Origin of the sequence: Luteococcus japonicus (assembly GCF_003752415.1) — a bacterium.
GTDB classification, from domain to species: Bacteria; Actinomycetota; Actinomycetes; order Propionibacteriales; family Propionibacteriaceae; genus Luteococcus; species Luteococcus japonicus.
Genome location: NZ_RKHG01000001.1, coordinates 548,258 through 564,170 on the forward strand (window position 1 = coordinate 548,258; position 15,913 = coordinate 564,170).

Consider the following 15,913-nt stretch of genomic DNA (forward strand, 5'->3'; position numbering starts at 1 on the left):
GGGCTCTTCGCGTCCGCCCGCTGGGTTGCCGGCCTGGTGGCGACGTGGAAGGGTCGCGGGATGCCGAGGTGGCCTCGCTGGCGCAAGAGGTGACCACGATTCCCGAGGGCAAGCGCGCGGAGCGGGTGCGGCAGCCCGTACAACTGGGCGATTAGTCAATGAACACTGTATAGTTCAGTCCATGCTGACTATTGTTTCGCGCCTCGACGTCATGAACCGGCTCGGCCGGGCCATGGCGGACCCGACGCGCTCCAGGATCCTCATGACCCTGCTCGGCGGTCCGAGCTACCCGGCTGTGCTGTCGCGCGAGCTGGAGCTGACCCGCTCGAACGTGTCCAACCACCTGACCTGCCTGCGCGACTGCGGGATCGTCGTCGCCGAGCCCGAGGGGCGGCAAACCCGCTACGAGATCGCCGACCCGCACCTCGCCGCGGCGCTGATGTCCCTGATCGACGTCACGCTCGCGGTGGACGAGGACGCGCCGTGCATCGACCCGGCGTGCTCGGTGTCGGGATGCTGCGGGACGGCGGTGGACGCATGAGCGAGACTCTGACCACCGCGCGCCGCGCGACCCTGCACCGCCGCGTCCGCTTCATCGTCGGGTTCACGATCACCTACAACGTCATCGAGGCCATCGTCGCCGTCTGGGCGGGCGTCCTCGCGTCGTCCGCGGCGCTGATCGGCTTCGGGCTCGACTCGGTGGTCGAGGTGCTCTCGGCCGCTGCCATCGCCTGGCAGTTCACCCGCAAGGACCCGGAGCAGTGGGAGAAGGTCACGGTCAAGGTGATCGCCGTCGCCTTCTTCGCTCTGGCGGCCTACGTCTCGGTCGATGCGGTGCTGGCCCTGGTCGGCCAAGAGGGTCCCGATCACAGCCCGCTGGGCCTCGGCATCACAGCGCTGAGCCTGGTCATCATGCCGCTGCTGGCGTGGATCGAGGTCCGGACCGGGCGAGAGCTGGGCTCCAAGAGCGTGATGGCCGACGCCAAGCAGCTCATCCTCTGCGTCTACCTCTCCGGCGCGGTGTTCGTCGGCCTCATCCTGAACAGCCTGTTCGGCTGGTGGTGGGCCGACTCCGTCGCGGCGCTTGTCGTGGCGGTGCTCGCGGTGCGCGAGGGCCTGGAGGCATGGCGCGGCGACGTCGAGTCGCCGTTCGAGGTGCTGGAGGACCTCGAGGACGAGGACGACGACTGATTCCCACGAGAGGATGACGGAGGAGGCCCCCGGAGCTCTGCTTCTGGGGCCTCCGCGGTTCCGCCAGTGTCACGACTCCGACATGCGCTAGGAGAAGCCGACCACGCCGAAACACACCGCGGCACACCCGGCAACGAACGCGAGGAGCACCAAAAGCGGGACCGACAACCACCCGCCCAGCCAGGCGATCGGGACAACAGCCATCGCAGCGCCCTGGAACAGATTGGCCGGCAACATCACCTTGCGGGCATCCCTACCTTCAAGGACGTGCCCCGCGATGAGCGAGAACAACAGGTACGGCAGCATCGCGGCCGTGGCCACCCACCCCACCTGCGCCGGAGTCCCGTGCAAGGTCACCGCAGTGACCAGCGGCAACGCCATCGCCGCCACCTGGCTGCCGAAACTACTCACGCTCTGCCCAAACCAATACTACGCGAAGCTCCGGTCGTCACGGACCAGTCTTGCGATCGGGTCCCTCACAGCCACCGCCTAGCCTCACAAGTTTGATGCTTTCTACTTGTGAGATCCTGCCGCATAAACGGCTCACAGGCAACAGGTGCCTAGACTGTGAGGATGGAGGTTGAATAATGGCACGTTTCAGTCACATCGCCGGCGACGTCGCCCTGGACCTGATCAACACGGTCGAGTGGCGACTGTCCGACGAGGACCGAGAAGAGGATCTCAACGACTTCGGCGACGTCATGGCCTGGTGCCTGGAATCCGCGCTGATCCATAACGAGGAAGCCAAAGCCCTTCAGGTGCCGCCCGGTGAGGCTGCCACGGAACATGCCAAGGTCCTCGCATTGCGCGAGGCGCTGTACGGCGCACTGTTCACCGACGACGCCGACGCAGGCCAAGTCATCACCGACGAGCTCCACCAAGCACTCACCGCAGCCACCTACACCCCCGCTGCCGATGGATGGCGCTGGCACGACCGCACGCTCACCCCTGCCACCCCACGCCACCGGATCGCCCGAAGCATCATGGCCCTGCTCGCACGCTCCGACCTGGACCGGCTCCACCAGTGCGAGGACGCCCACTGCGGCTGGGTCTTCCTCGACACATCCAGAGCCCACAACCGACGCTGGTGCGTCACCAAGGACTGCGGCGACCGCAACCGATCCCGCGCCTACTACGCCCGACAGAAGACTGGGAAGTAACCAGCTGAACACGAACGGGTTTCGAGCGCCCTTGGAGCATGACAATGGCCGAGCGACCGGAAGGTCGCCTCAACCCCACTGACTGCGCCTGGCCGTCACTCCGGCACCGAGACGAGACAGAACGGGTGGCCAGCGGGGTCGACGAAGATGCGCCACGCCTTCGGCCCCGGATCCATCACCCCAGTCAGCGGCGTCCCACCGGCACGCTCAACCGTGGCAGACGCAGCCTGCAGGTCGTCGACCAGGAGATCGAAGTGCACCTGCTGCTGACCAGACTCGCCAGGCCACGGAGGCGGCACATAGCCCTCGACGCGATGGAACGAGAACCGACCGACCGGTTCCCACTGCAGGGTTAGCCAGTCGTCCGTGCCCTCGGCTGGCGCGAGGTCCAAGACGTCCTGCCAGAACGCGGCCACTGGGACGGGATCGTCGCACTCGAACACCAACTGCGTCAGGACGGCCATCATGACGACACCGTAGCGACACGTCCATGTTCAGCGGGGCCGTGCACACGAACCTCGCTCCTCTGCAGCAGCTGCCAGCCGCGCGGTGTCGATGGCAATGCGCACCGCCCCCACAGCTCATCCCAGCCGTCCCACAGCTCATCCCACGGAATCCAGCCGTCGGCTTGGACCTCAGCACACGGTGAGGAACCCAACACCGCATTCGGGACAAAGGGTGCGGTTCACGAGGCCAGACGCGGGCCCGCGTGACCAGCGAGCAACTGCCACAAACCATCGCAGCGCACCCACGTCATGGTGATCAGCAGGCGGAACTGCTCACCGTCGCGCAGAGGGTCGACAACCGTCCCAGTGACGATGGCCGTGTCGCCGACGACGCGCACCACGGGGCCTTCGAGGCGCTGGGAGGTGAAGCTGACCGCGGTCGTGTTGCGGCGCCAATACTCGTCGCGGTCCAGCACCAGCCCTGCGTAGCTGGGCCAGACACACTCGGGATGCATCAGCAGCCGCAACCCCTCGGCATCTTGCTCAGCAAGGCACGTGCCGGGGCCTCAACCAGGTGGAGGACGTCCTCGGCGGTGCTCATACCGGAAGGCTAGCCGCCAGAGAGCCCCCGCGCCCTCGACATGCACGGGCATCAACTCACGCGCAGGGTCGTTGACTCCAGAGCCCGTGCGAGGTGTGGCGGTGCGCGTTGCCTGAGCTCGAGCCATGGCCTCACCTGAGATCCAGCTGCGCAACGGTCGCGCGGGCGACGTCACTCGCATGGTCCAGTTGCTGACCGATGATCGCGTTCGCCATCTGGGCGGCCCCCGGCCGAAGTCCATCGCCTGGGCGGTCGCTGTTGTCAGTGTGGTTGGAGCGCGGTGTGGGCGTCGCAGATGGGCCCAGATCGTCTCGGACGCACGCAGTGGACGGATGCTGGGCACGGTGGTGGCGGATCGGCGCAACCCGGATCGACCCGGACACGTCCGCCCGGAGGGGCGAGAGTTGGAGCTGTCCTACGTCCTACTGCCCGACGCCTGGGGACGAGGCATCGCGGAGGCCGCGTGCCGGGAACTGCTGGCGCGAGTGACGTCGGAGGTCCGAGGCGACGAACCCGTCCTGGTTGTCACCCAAACGTCGAATCAGAAGGCCCTGGCCCTGGCGGCACGGCTTGGATTCGTGGCCTGCGGGGAGTTCGTGGAATTCGGCTCCGCCCAGCAATTGCTGACGGCATCTCTCACCACCTTTGACGCGTGATCGTCGCGCAGCCATCTCGGCTGCAGAGAGGCACGGGCGTACCGGTGCCAGATCACACGCACCTCGGCGACGGTCCGAGCCGTGAGTGAGGCAGATCCGGGACTGCTTCAGTTCTGCCCGCTGGCACCGTCGTCGGTGCCGCAGCAGGTCTCATCATCAGGTAGCCCGACTGCAGAGCCCGGTCAGCACCTCGCACAGTCGCGCTACCCACCGCGGCCAGCTTCGCCAGCACTGGTTCCGGGACGGTCACGTTCGCTCGTCCCTCGAGGCGCTCGAGCTTGAGCCACTCCACTTGCAGCTGGGAACCGTTGGGCGGCAGTGCGGCCGCCAGCATCGGCGCGACCAGCTCCGCGGGCGCCTTCAACGAACCGGGGTGAACGGGCTGGTTGCTGACGGCGGCGGCATGCCTCGTCAGGCTCAGGGCGGTGACCGCAGCATCCCAGGACCGCGACCCCTCTCCACCAGCGGGCACGTCACGGCTGGCGCGCATGAGCCGCGTGGTGGCAGCCATCAGCTCCGGGTCGACCCGCTCCCCCGGCGACATCAGCTTGGCCCACTGCCGATGAAGCTCACCCCACGCCCGCAAGCTCCTGGCCAGCGCCGGCTTGATCGCGTCGCGGTAGTCCACAAGAGCTTCAGTCTTCCGGGTCGCCTGGACTTGGGCGATCGCGTCCACCGCGACCAGTACCGAGCCCGCGGCCCGGGCCGTCACCAACTGCGTCATCACCGACGGCCGCAGCGCACTGCGATCCACAGCACGCGCCCACTCCATCACCGCCGCGCCGAACTCACTGCCCAGATCGGAACGATGCTGGCCCGGTGCCTGGCCATGCAGGGCCGCATCCAGGCCCAGCTCGACCGCCCGTACCGCCCCCAGCACTTCACCGTCCCCCGCCCTGGCAGACACCCCCGAGGTGGCGTGAGCCGCCAAGTACGCGACATGCAGCAGCTCACGCTCCACACCAGGCCCGGGCTGAATCTGACCGATGGCATCCGCCACGGCCACCATCGCCGGCGCCGGCGCCTCTGTCTTCCAGGAACGCGACTGCAGCACGTGGGTCAGCGCCGACGCCGACACCTCCAGGATCGACGCAACACGATCCGCGTCCTGGCGGGTTCGCTGGCTGGCAGCGTCGACGACGTAGGCCAAGCCCATCACCGATGCCGCCAGCTCTCCGGGATCGTCGATGAGGAGGCGACGGGCCAGCCGGTCTGCCTCCGACGGCCTCAGCGCAGACACCGGTACTCCCCGACCAGATCGCACACCAGCGCGACCACCGCACTCGTCCCCATGGGATAGGCGCCGATCGCCAACCGACGCAGCTCCCGCTCGACCTCCTCCAACACCGCCAGGACGCCGGGCTGCTCGACCTCCACCGGGACGGGCACCACGTCGGGCTCCAACAGTCCGGTGGCGGACCACAGCGCCTCGCTCACCGCCGTGTCGCGCTGGAACGCGGCCAGCTCCTCCAGATCCCATGTCGCCAACCGGGAACGCTCCGCCGCGATCATCAACAACCCGACCACGCGTTCCAGGCTCCGCATGCCTCCAACTGTTGCCATCACACCCGCCTTATGCCCGGCCACCCTGGCCGCTCACAGGCACAACCTGCCCTGCGACCCCGGTGCTCGCGAAAGCCCCGTCCCCAGGCGCTAATGGTCATCTCTGGTGGGAACCGTGAGGCGTCGAAGTCGGCCGAGCTCACGGACGCTGAGCCCGCCAGCGCACCACTCCGCCACCTGCGTGGCTGTCAGCCCGTGGACGGTGACCATCTCCTCGATCAAAGCGCCGGCGCGCGCCTCCGCATCTGCCAGCGCCTTGGCTCCGGTGCGTAGCTCCACCTGGACGCGCACGGCCAGATCCGTCACAGCCGACTCCCGTTCCCGCTGCTGCTGCAACCGCGCCACCCGAGCCTCATGAATCGCTCGCCTCGCAGCCACCCGTTCCTGCTGACGTCCCATCGACCTTCGCCCCTTCCGAACCACCCCGACGAAGACCCAAGCGAACGCGACGCCCCCGGTGCCCACCAGCCGCCAGAACGAACCCCCGGAGAAACACGAGCCCATCAAGCGCCACACACCTCTTGCACTCAGGGCCAGGAAGTGCCGTTCGGGGAGGCCCTCCAGCCGGAGGTTGACGCCGCTTTCGAACTCGAGGTTGGGGCCTTTGTCGCCTAACCGAGGTCTTGGTTGTCCCGATGTCCCAGACGGCACTGGCAGATGGGGTGACGCGAGCCAACGTCCGTGACTCGGCGCGATCTGCCTTCGTTCGTGATACTCGGCACCACGCCCCGACCCCTGGGTTGGGCAGTCGTGACCATGTCGCTGCACAAGCTGTCGGCCGGGTCTGGGTATGACTACCTGACCCGGCAGGTTGCTGTGCAGGATTCGACGGAGAAGGGCCATCAGGGCCTGACGACGTACTACTCCGAGCAGGGCGAAACCCCCGGCACCTGGGTCGGCCGGGGCTGCGAAGGTATCGGTGACAACTTCGCCGGTTCCCAAGTGACAGCCGAGCAGATGCAGTTGTTGTTCGGTGCCGGGCAGCACCCGCTGGGGCACGAGCGAGCCGCCAAGCTGGGGGCTGATGCGTCGGAACGTGACCTGCTGGCGTCCTACCGGTTGGGGGCGTCGTTCAAGGTGCCATCAGAGGTGTCGAACTTCCGCGTCGATGTGGCGCGTCGGGTGGCGGAGTGGAACACCAGCCACGGCCTGGAGGCGGATGCCCGGGTTCCGGGTGAGGTGCGGGCCGGGATCCGCAGCCAGGTGGCGGCCGAGTTCTTCGTCCGGGAGATGGGCCGCCCCCACTTCGATGCGCGGGAGCTGGCAGGTGCGGTGGCGCGGTACTCGCGGCCAGGGCGATCTGTGGTGTCCGGTTTCGACCTGACCTTCTCGCCGCCGAAGAGCGTGTCCACGTTGTGGGCGATCGCCGACCTCCCGACCGCGGCGATGGTCGAACGCGCCCACCACGACGCGGTGGCGGAGGCGCTGCGGTTCGTCGAGGATCATCTGCTCTACACCCGCGAGGGCGCGAAGGGGGTGCGGCAGGTCGACGTCGACGGCTTGGTCGGCGCCGCGTTCACCCACCGTGACTCTCGCGCCGGCGATCCCGACCTGCACACGCATGTGGCGGTGGCGAACAAGGTCCGCGCCACCGGGTCGGGCAAGTGGCTGGCGATCGACGCCCGGCTCCTCTACCAGGGCGTCGTCGCGGCATCCGAGACCTACAACACCACCCTCTACAAGCGCCTCGAAGCGCACGGGCTGCGGTTCGAGAACCGCGCCATGGGCGCAGGGAAACGTCCGGTGCGTGAAGTGGTCGGCGTGCCGGCCGAACTCAACGAGCGGTGGTCGTCACGGCGTCGAGCGATCGAACAGCGACGCGGTGAGCTCGCCTCAGCCTTTCAGGACGATCATGGACGGCCTCCGACAGTGGTGGAGGGATACGACCTGGCGCAGCGCGCCACGCTCGAGACCCAGGACGCCAAGCACGCGCCCCGCACCATCACCGAGCAACGCGCCGCGTGGCGGGCCGAGGCCATCGACATCCTCGGCAGCCCGCAAGCGATCACCCACGTGGTCCACTCCGCTCTCCACCCCGCCCAAGCGCAGGACTTGCCGGTGGCCGACAGTGGCTGGTTCGACGCCGCCACCGCACGGGTGGTGGCGGCGATGGAGCGACGCGGCGCGACGTGGCGACGCACCGATGTGCGGGCCGAGGCCCAACGCCAGGTGCGCCTGACCGCCACTCCCAGCAGCACAGTCGATGCCGCCATCGACCTGCTCACCGCGATGGCCCTCGAAGCATCCGTCCCATTGGAGAAGCCCACCTTCGGGATCACTGAACCGCAGCCGTTGCGGCGGTCCGACGGGTCGAGCGTGTACACCGTCGCCGGATCAACCCTGTTCACCTCCCACCGCATCCTGCACGCCGAACAAGACATCCTTGCCCTCGCCGACACAGACGGCGGGACGTCGATGGCGCAGCCGGTGCTGGAGGCATCGTTGGCGATGTCAGCCGCCGAGCGGGGTTTCGCCCTCAACGCGGGCCAGGCGGCGCTGGTGGAGCAGCTGGCCACGTCGGGGCGTCTGGTGCAGCTCGCGATCGCGCCGGCCGGGTCGGGCAAGACCACCGCCATGCACGCCCTTGCCGCGGCGTGGGAGTCCTCCGGCCACACCGTCGTCGGCCTCGCCCCCTCCGCCGCAGCCGCGTCCCAACTGTCCACCGCGACCGGGCTGGAGGCCGACACCCTCGCCAAACTCGCCTGGGGCATCACCCACGACCAACTCCCCCACTGGGCCCAGACCATCACCACCGGGTCGATGGTCATCATCGACGAGGCCGGCATGGCCGACACCCTCACCCTGGCCACCGTCACCGGCTGGGCCACCAGCCGCGGCGCCGTCGTCCGGCTCATCGGGGACGACCAACAGCTCGCCGCCATCGGCTCCGGCGGACTGCTGCGCGACATCCAAACACGACACGGCGCCGCCACCCTCGACGAACTGATGCGCTTCACCGACCCCGCCGAGGCCGCCGCCTCCCTCGCCCTGCGCCAAGGGGACACGGCCGCGATCGGGTTCTACCTCGACAACGACCGCGTCCACGTCGGCGACCTGGCCACCGTCACCGACAACGCCTTCACCACCTGGACCCACGACAAGGCCGCCGGCCGCGACGCGATCATGCTCGCCCCTACTCGCGACCTGGTCGCCGAACTCAACCACCGCGCCCAGACCCACCACCTCGGCCCCCACGCCACCGGCCCCAGCGCGGCGCTGGCTGACGGCAACCATGCCCGCATCGGCGACATCGTCATCACCCGTCGCAACGACCGCCGCCTGAGCACCAGCCGGACCGACTGGGTGAAGAATGGCGACCGCTGGCACGTTATGGCGATCCATCCCGACGGCTCCCTGAGTGTGCAGCACCACCAATCCCGACGCCGTGTCACCGTCCCGGCCGATTACGTCATCGCCGCCGTCGAGCTGGGCTATGCCACCACCGTCCACGCTGCCCAGGGCATCTCCGCCGACGTCACCCACGGCATCGCCACCCCCGACGAGTCACGCCAGCAGCTCTACACCATGCTTACCCGCGGCAAGCACGCCAACCACCTGTGGCTGCAGACCACCGGCGACGGCGACCCAGCGCTGCTCACCCAACCCGACGCCACCACGCCGCCCACACCCACCGACCTGCTCGAACAGATCCTCACCCGCGACGACGCCGCCCGCTCGGCAACCACCCAGCACGCCGACCACCACGACCCCGCCCGACTGCTCGCCGACGCCGTCGCCACCTACACCGACGGCATCACCACCGCCGCAGAACACCTCCTCGGCCCCCGGGCCGTCGCCACCATCGAGGCCCATGCCGAAACCCTCGAACCCGGCATCACCGACGAACCCGCCTGGCCCGCCCTGCGCAACCACCTCATCCTCATCGCCAGCAACGGCACCAACCCCCTCACCGCCCTGACCGCAGCCCACGCCCAACACGAGCTCGACGACGCCCGCGACAAGGCCGCCACCCTCGCCTGGCGCCTCGATCTCCGCCATCCCTTGACTGCGGGGCCGCTGCCATGGTTGCCCGGCATCCCCACCCGCGTGCACGACGACCCCGCGTGGGGCACCTGGGCGCAGCAACGCGCCATCCTCGTCGCCACTCTCGCCGACCAGGTCGCACGGCTGCCGTTCCCGGACGCGACGTGGGCTGCCCTGCCCTGCACCGACGAGACCCGCCGTCAGCTCGCGATCTGGCGCGCCGCCAACGCCGTTCCCGACACAGACCCACGCCCCACAGGGCCACGCCAGACCACCCGCCAAGCCACCCAGTACCAACGCGCCCTCGATCACGCCATCGACCAGAACGACCCCGCACTCGAGCGCTGGAAGCCCATCCTCGAGGTCATCGGAGAACGACTCACCCACGACCCCGCCCTGGTCCGACTCGCGCACCGCCTCGACGACCTGAGCGCCACCGGCCACGACGTCCACGGCATCCTCGCCGACACCATCACCGTCAAACCCCTACCCGACGACCACCCCGCCGCAGCCCTGCTCTGGCGCCTCACCCGCACCACCACACCCGAAACCACCCAGAACACCGTCCCGACGATCGGGGAGGCGGCGGTGGAGCTGCCTGGTCCGGACGACCCCGTCACCCGGCTGGCGCTGCTCGGCATGGTCCGCAACGTCACCGGCCCCACCCCGCCCAGCGACGCCATGCTGCGCCACCAACTCGACCGCGCCGACGCCCTGGCCGACTCCCCCGTCCCGGCCGAACGCCTCCACCAGGTCAACCAACTCGCCCAGAACTACTACGCCAGCCAGCTCCAGGGATCGTGGGCCCAGCCCTACCTCGCCGAACGCCTCGGCGTCGACCTCACCGGCCACCCCACCATCCAACCCGGACACGCCCCCGCCGGCTGGACCAACCTCGCCACCCACCTACGCCGCCACGGCGTCACCGACCTCGAAATGCTCACCGCAGGCCTCGTCAAACCCGCCTCCACCGGCAACCTCATAGACCGCTTCCGCGACCGCCTCACCCTGCCCATCACCAACCACGACGGCTACATCCTCGGCTTCGTCGCCCGAGCCAACCCCACCCTGCCCGCCGACCAGGCCGGCCCCAAGTACCTCAACACCCCCACCACCCCCATCTACAGCAAGGGCGACCAGTTCTACGGCCACCCCCAACCCGGCAGCACCCCCGTCATCGTCGAAGGCCCCCTCGACGCCATCGCCATCACCCTCGCCACCGCCGGCCGCCACACCGGCCTCGCACCCCTCGGAACATCCCTCACCGACCACCAAGCCGCCCTCCTCGCCAACCAGGAGCGAGTCGTCCTGGCCACCGACAACGACCCCGCCGGAAACACCGCCGCCGACAAGGACCACTTCAAACTCGCCGTCCACCGCACCTACACCCTGCGCGCCGAACTCCCCGCAGGCAGCGACCCCGCCGAACTCCTCATCACCCACGGACCTGCAGCCCTCACCCGATGCCTCGACAACGCGAAACCCACCACCGACCGACTCATCAACTCCGCAGACGACGACGCGGTGGATCAGGCGCTCTCCGCGATTGCTGCTGCCCACCCCAGCACGTGGCAGCAGGGCCTGGAAGGGCTCAGCCAGCAGACAAGGATCCCGGAGGAGCACCTGCAAGCGCGACTCGTCCCCTTGGTCCAGGCCTGGAACGACACTCCCCGAGCAGCGGCCGCAGACGCCACGGCACAGCAGAGAGGACATATTCAGAGGACGGCCATCAACGCACGTTACCAGCGCGGCAGAGAAATCCCAAAGTGGCGGCCAACCACAGTTCCCCGTCGGTGACAGCATCAAAGATGAACGGACATCTCCCTTCTGCCGGGGAGACGCGCCTCCGGGCGGGGTTCCGGAGCGGTGGTACCGCCTCAACAGCCAAGATCCCTCCCATGTCGATCCCCGCCGCGGGGTTGGTGCCGTCGAGCTTGACAGTCGCATTCACATCACCACGCAACCAGGTCAGGGCCAGCTCCGCCGTGATTGTGCCGTCTGCCGTGGTGCAGGTGATGGCCAGCCCATCCCCAGTCAACCCGGAAGACTGGGCCGTCACCTGCTGCTGGCCGACGATCTGCCCGTGCTCGTCCAGGCGATCCGCTCGGCAGCCGGGTGCTTGATCACATCGGCCCAAGCTCTCTGTGGTCCGTGCTGAAGTGGGCCAGATCCTTGCGGCCTGCGGCGTCAGCTCGATGTCCTCGGCCCCGTAGACCTTGGTGGCCACGACGGCCCGGGTCCCCGCGGGGCTCGGGCCGTCGGCATTCCCTGCCCGCACAGCAGCACCATGGTTTGTGGTGGGGGTGGGTGATACCCGCACGTCGACGGTCAGGCGGGATTGTCCGACGAATCGGTGTAGTGACGCGTCATGGTGCCCGTGACGACGTCGGGTGGTGAGGGTCGGGAGGGTGGTGTTCTGCCCCAACCGGCGCCTGGCACCATCCAGGGTGAACGTGACCTTGGTGTCCCCTGGCTGACCGACTGGGCCGCGTCGCTGTCGTAGTAGGCCAGGCTCGTCGCCCCCTCGGCGGGCTTGATCGTTTCAGCGGCGGGAATGCTCGCCGGCCGACCAACGGATAGTAGGTCATCGTCGTTGAGACGGCCTTGAGTTTCCATCTTGACTCAAGAGTCCGACCACTATCAGCAACCCAAGAACCCCTCCTCCCAGAACCCAGCCCCATCCAGTACCTTCCAGATCACAACCCGCCATAAAGGGACAGCCAAACGCGAGGGCCGCTAAGACGAAAGCAGCCAGACGCAGCCTGATTGATGACCAATGCAGTCGCCACACCAAGGAGACCGCGCATAGAACCAGAAGGATCCACACATATACCGGATCCACGATGCTCACCATCCCGCGAAATTCTTGAAGGCAGAGAACCCGTTATACAGGTAACGACCCCAGAACTTCCGGGGTTGTGTCCGGTGGATATGACGATATCCAGCGCGACTATTCCACCGACCTGCAGTGGTACCCAAGTGCATTCTGAGCCGAGAAGCCCTCCTGATACCGTGCCGAGTCGCCACGAACCTTGTTGCACGAATTCCCCGCACCGGGCTGATCTTCGCACCGGCAACGTCCCAAGCGGTAGAAGCCACGAAGCGCCAGCTCCGCACGGATCTTCTCTCTCTACGATACCTGCGATAGCGCCCGTAGATGCTGACCGAAGCCGAAGCCACTGTAAGCGCGCCACACACAGCCGGCCCGCCAAAAATGCATGCCCCGGCAGACGCATAGCCGAGGACCGTGCCACCGTTGCGGTGCCACCAGCTACGCCACTTGGTTCCCGCGAGGTCTTGGTTGTTGACCGGATCCGTTGGGTAGCCATAGGCGGTGTCCCCGCCCTGGTACTCCGGATCCAGGGAAGTGAACAAGCCGGTGGCCTGGTTGTACAACCTCGCGCCCATCAACGTGATCCCGAGCGCATCCAGGGTGGCGCGCTCGTGGGCACCCAGCCACCCGTACCCGACACCCGCGGCACCCCCGACGGTGGCGGTCTTGGCGGTGGTGGGCTGCCCGTACTCGGTGTAGTCCGCCCAGGTGTCGATTCCGGTGGCCGGGTTGGCACCGTCCAGTTTCACCGTCGCGTTCACATCACCCCGCAGCCCGGCAAGGGCCAACTCCGCGGTGGTGACGCCGTTGATCGTGGTGAACGTGATGCCCATCCCATCCCCGGTCAACCCAGCAAACCGGGTGGTCACCTGCTGGCCGCCGCGCACGTCAACGGTCCAGGCGGGGTTGTCCGACGAATCGGTGTAGTGCCGCGTCACCGTCCCCGCCACCACATCAGGCGTCACCACGGGCCCGACGGTGGTGTTCTGCACCAGGCGCCTGCCAGCCCCATCCAGCGTGAACGTGACCTTGGTGTCCCCCTGAGCCACGGACTGCGCAGCATCACTGTCGTAGTACGCGAGGCTCATCGCCCCATTACTGGGCTTGATGGTGTCCGCGGCCGGGATGCTCGTCTGACGACCCAACGGGTCATAGACATAGGCTCCTTGCCCGTTCGCGCCCGTCACCGGATGATCCGCCTCGTTGTAGGCCCGTGTCACCGTCGCCGCTCCAGTGTCGGCGCAGTCACTGAGGTTGGACGCGACCGTCTGGCTGGTGCGGTTGCCATTCACATCGAACCCGTACCCACGACGCGTACACGACGGCGCCTCGGTGCGAGTGTTCAGGGTCTCGTCAACCCTGGTCAGACGGCCGGCCTTGTCATAACCGTACCGACGATCCGAGCTGACGGCCTGCGTTCCTTCGGTGGTGGTGTAGGCCGACCCGCCATCGGTGGACCACTCCCGCACCGTCCTACCCGCAGCATCACTACGACTGGACCAGCCAAACCACTGCTGATCAGCCACCGCCGTGCCCGTCTCCGGATCTGTACCCTTCCCCGAATAGGTCAAATCGACCAGCTCACCGGCCGAGTCGTAGGAGTGCCGGCGGATGATCCCACCTGGCAGCTCTTCCAGGGGTAGGGCGAGCAATGCACAGGCAACCAATAGGGCTCTTCACAATCGAGGGTGTAGTTGGGGTCTGAACCCCCCGGCCTCGAGCAGGGACCTGGCGATGTAGTGGGTGAGGTTGCGGAAGCCCAGGGCGGTGCCTCGGAGGTGTTCGAGCCGGCCGTTGATCGCCTCGGTGGGGCCGTTGCTCGAGCCGGTGTGGTCGAAGAACGCGAGGATGTCGGCCCGGCGCTTGGCCAGGGTGCGGCCGAGCTTGCAGACCTCGACCAGGCGGGTGGGAACCGCTGATCCGATCGAGTCGATCAGTCTGGCCAGGGCCTTCTTGCCGTCGCTGCGGGCCTTGGTGCGGTAGGCCGTGATCATGGCCTGGTAGACGCCCCAAGTGGCCTCGACCTCAACGTGCCGGTCATCAGCGAACAGGGCATTCAGGCGGCGTTGTTGCTTGTCAGTGAGTAGATCAGCGCCGGTGTGTAGCGTTCGCCGTGCTTGGTAGAGCGGATGGTGCTTGCGCCCCCGACTGCCGTGCAGCGAGACCTGGACCCGCCTGCGGCACACATCCAGAGCATCCCCAGCGAGCCGGATGACATGGAAGGGATCCATCACCGTGGCAGCTTTCGGCAGTTCTTCGGCGGCGGCGGTCTTGAAGCCGGTGAACCCGTCCATCGCGACGATCTTCACTCCGTCTCTCCAGGTCTGGGGCTGCTCGGCGAGCCACGTCTTGAACGCCTGCTTCGAACGCCCCTCGACCATCGCCAACAACCGAGACGCTCCGGTCCCGGTGCTGACGGGGGTCAGGTCGATGACCACGGTGACGTACTTGTCGCCGCGGCGGGTGTGGCGCCACACGTGCTCGTCGACGCCCACGACGGTCACGCCATCGAGGCGGCCGGGGGAGTCGATGAGCATCCGCTGGCCTTCGGCGAGGACGGCGTCGTTGGCGGTGTTCCACGCCACCCCGAGCGCGGCCGCGATGCGCGTCATGGACAGGTGGTTGACCACCAGCGCTTCCAGCGCCCATCGCAATGCACCTCGTGACAAGCAGGAACGCGGCGACGCTGCGCGGGTGAGGTCCTGGCGCCAGACATGCCCGCAGCCGGTGCACTGGTAGCGGCGCAGCCGAACCTGGAGGGTGGTGGGGCGCCAGCCGAACGGGATGTGCGCAAACTCTCGCACGACACTGTCACGCGGCTGGCCGTGGCAGCCGCAGCGGTGGCACCAGTGATCAGGCTGGACCGGGCGACACGCCAGGACGGCGCGCTTGCCGGTGAGGTGCTGACCGGTGACGGCCAGGCCGAGGTCATCGAGACGGCAGAACGTGGCCAGGTCAGGGGTCGTGAAGGTAGCGTTGTCCATGTCGAGGTCTTTGGCGATGGCTGTGTAGGAACTTCCATCATCCAAGGACCTCGATCCCTGTCACCACCCGGGTCCCGCTACCGACCTACACCCTCATCTGTGAAGAGCCACCAATAGCATCAGGGCACCCAGCCCCGGAACACTCTCTCCGGGGCGCGCTTTACTGGCACTCCATGAACTTGCACCAGGTACTCGAAGAACTCGTCAGCATGTCGCGACTGGATCAACTCACCGTCGATCAATTCAGACAAGACGATCCAATCATTGCTGAATCTTGCATCCGAAACCTCTATGGCAATTCCTCGGCGATCCTCCAGAAGGCTGGATGGCAGCTGTACATAGGTAATACCTGTGATTCTATCGAAATCCAACCTCCGAAGCCGCGGGGACCACAGGAATCGCTCCCCCACGAAGACAAATTGGAGGAGAGCTCCTCTGAATAGAAAATAGAGACCAACGCCAAGACAGAAACTTCCGATCGCCAAATTTACCAGT

The 15,913-nt window shown here is 67.4% G+C and carries 12 protein-coding genes and 2 pseudogenes; 5 read left to right on the top strand and 9 right to left on the bottom strand.

The annotated features are described in order from the left end of the window. The first annotated feature begins 181 nt into the window (after positions 1–181). Both cmtR and EDD41_RS02645 read left to right on the top strand, forming a co-directional pair. Positions 182–541, top strand: coding sequence for a Cd(II)/Pb(II)-sensing metalloregulatory transcriptional regulator CmtR (gene cmtR / locus EDD41_RS02640; protein ID WP_123574850.1), 360 nt, complete (start codon positions 182–184; stop codon positions 539–541). Then, positions 538–1,191, top strand: a complete 654-nt coding sequence (locus tag EDD41_RS02645; protein WP_123576819.1) for a cation efflux transmembrane domain-containing protein — start codon at positions 538–540, stop codon at positions 1,189–1,191. Before cmtR ends, EDD41_RS02645 begins: the two co-directional genes overlap by 4 nt. Positions 1,192–1,278: 87 nt before the next feature. Here EDD41_RS02645 and EDD41_RS02650 read toward each other — a convergent pair. Continuing rightward, a pseudogene (locus EDD41_RS02650) lies at positions 1,279–1,605 on the bottom strand (MFS transporter); the annotation flags it as partial. Positions 1,606–1,778: 173 nt separating this feature from the next. On the opposite strand from EDD41_RS02650, the gene EDD41_RS02655 reads away from it, so the two are divergent. Beyond that, positions 1,779–2,351 carry a CGNR zinc finger domain-containing protein gene (locus tag EDD41_RS02655; protein WP_123574852.1) on the top strand — a complete coding sequence of 191 codons (573 nt, stop codon included), beginning with the start codon at positions 1,779–1,781 and terminating at the stop codon, positions 2,349–2,351. A 95-nt stretch (positions 2,352–2,446) separates the two neighbouring features. Here the strand turns inward: EDD41_RS02655 and EDD41_RS02660 are convergent, their stop codons facing one another. Together EDD41_RS02660 and EDD41_RS02665 are read right to left on the bottom strand one after the other, a co-directional pair. Beyond that, complete coding sequence (locus EDD41_RS02660; protein WP_123574853.1) at positions 2,447–2,818, bottom strand: VOC family protein; 372 nt, start codon at positions 2,816–2,818, stop codon at positions 2,447–2,449. 218 nt (positions 2,819–3,036) lie between these two features. Next, positions 3,037–3,339, bottom strand: a pseudogene (locus EDD41_RS02665) (nuclear transport factor 2 family protein); the annotation flags it as partial. A gap of 184 nt (positions 3,340–3,523) precedes the next feature. Here EDD41_RS02665 and EDD41_RS02670 point away from each other — a divergent pair. Next, positions 3,524–4,054 carry a GNAT family N-acetyltransferase gene (locus EDD41_RS02670; protein WP_123574855.1) on the top strand — a complete coding sequence of 177 codons (531 nt, stop codon included), beginning with the start codon at positions 3,524–3,526 and terminating at the stop codon, positions 4,052–4,054. Positions 4,055–4,106: 52 nt separating this feature from the next. On the opposite strand, the gene EDD41_RS02675 is transcribed toward EDD41_RS02670, so the two are convergent. The 3 genes from EDD41_RS02675 to EDD41_RS16510 all read right to left on the bottom strand — a co-directional run bounded on the left by EDD41_RS02675 (position 4,107) and on the right by EDD41_RS16510 (position 5,962). After that, on the bottom strand, positions 4,107–5,294 hold the full coding sequence (locus tag EDD41_RS02675) for a hypothetical protein (RefSeq protein WP_123574856.1): 1,188 nt from the start codon (positions 5,292–5,294) through the stop codon (positions 4,107–4,109). Then, positions 5,282–5,617 (bottom strand): hypothetical protein, encoded by a 336-nt coding sequence (locus tag EDD41_RS02680; protein WP_148060449.1) that lies wholly within the window; start codon positions 5,615–5,617, stop codon positions 5,282–5,284. Before EDD41_RS02680 ends, EDD41_RS02675 begins: the two co-directional genes overlap by 13 nt. 90 nt (positions 5,618–5,707) lie before the next feature. After that, positions 5,708–5,962: a hypothetical protein gene (locus tag EDD41_RS16510; protein WP_143813845.1), complete on the bottom strand. Its 255-nt coding sequence runs from the start codon at positions 5,960–5,962 to the stop codon at positions 5,708–5,710. A 411-nt stretch (positions 5,963–6,373) separates the two neighbouring features. Here EDD41_RS16510 and mobF point away from each other — a divergent pair, with 411 nt between their 5' ends. Then, complete coding sequence (mobF, locus tag EDD41_RS02690) at positions 6,374–11,398, top strand: MobF family relaxase (RefSeq protein WP_170165209.1); 5,025 nt, start codon at positions 6,374–6,376, stop codon at positions 11,396–11,398. Here mobF and EDD41_RS16515 read toward each other — a convergent pair. From EDD41_RS16515 to EDD41_RS02700, 3 genes are all read right to left on the bottom strand, one after another. Next, positions 11,331–11,828: a hypothetical protein gene (locus tag EDD41_RS16515; RefSeq protein WP_148060450.1), complete on the bottom strand. Its 498-nt coding sequence runs from the start codon at positions 11,826–11,828 to the stop codon at positions 11,331–11,333. The two genes, mobF and EDD41_RS16515, sit on opposite strands and share 68 nt — an antisense overlap. Before the next feature lie 620 nt (positions 11,829–12,448). Further along, positions 12,449–14,086, bottom strand: coding sequence for an RHS repeat-associated core domain-containing protein (locus tag EDD41_RS02695; protein WP_123574859.1), 1,638 nt, complete (start codon positions 14,084–14,086; stop codon positions 12,449–12,451). A 24-nt stretch (positions 14,087–14,110) separates the two neighbouring features. Further along, a complete protein-coding gene (locus EDD41_RS02700; RefSeq protein ID WP_123574860.1) occupies positions 14,111–15,418 on the bottom strand; it encodes an ISL3 family transposase in 1,308 nt (435 codons plus the stop codon). Positions 15,419–15,913 lie beyond the last annotated feature (495 nt).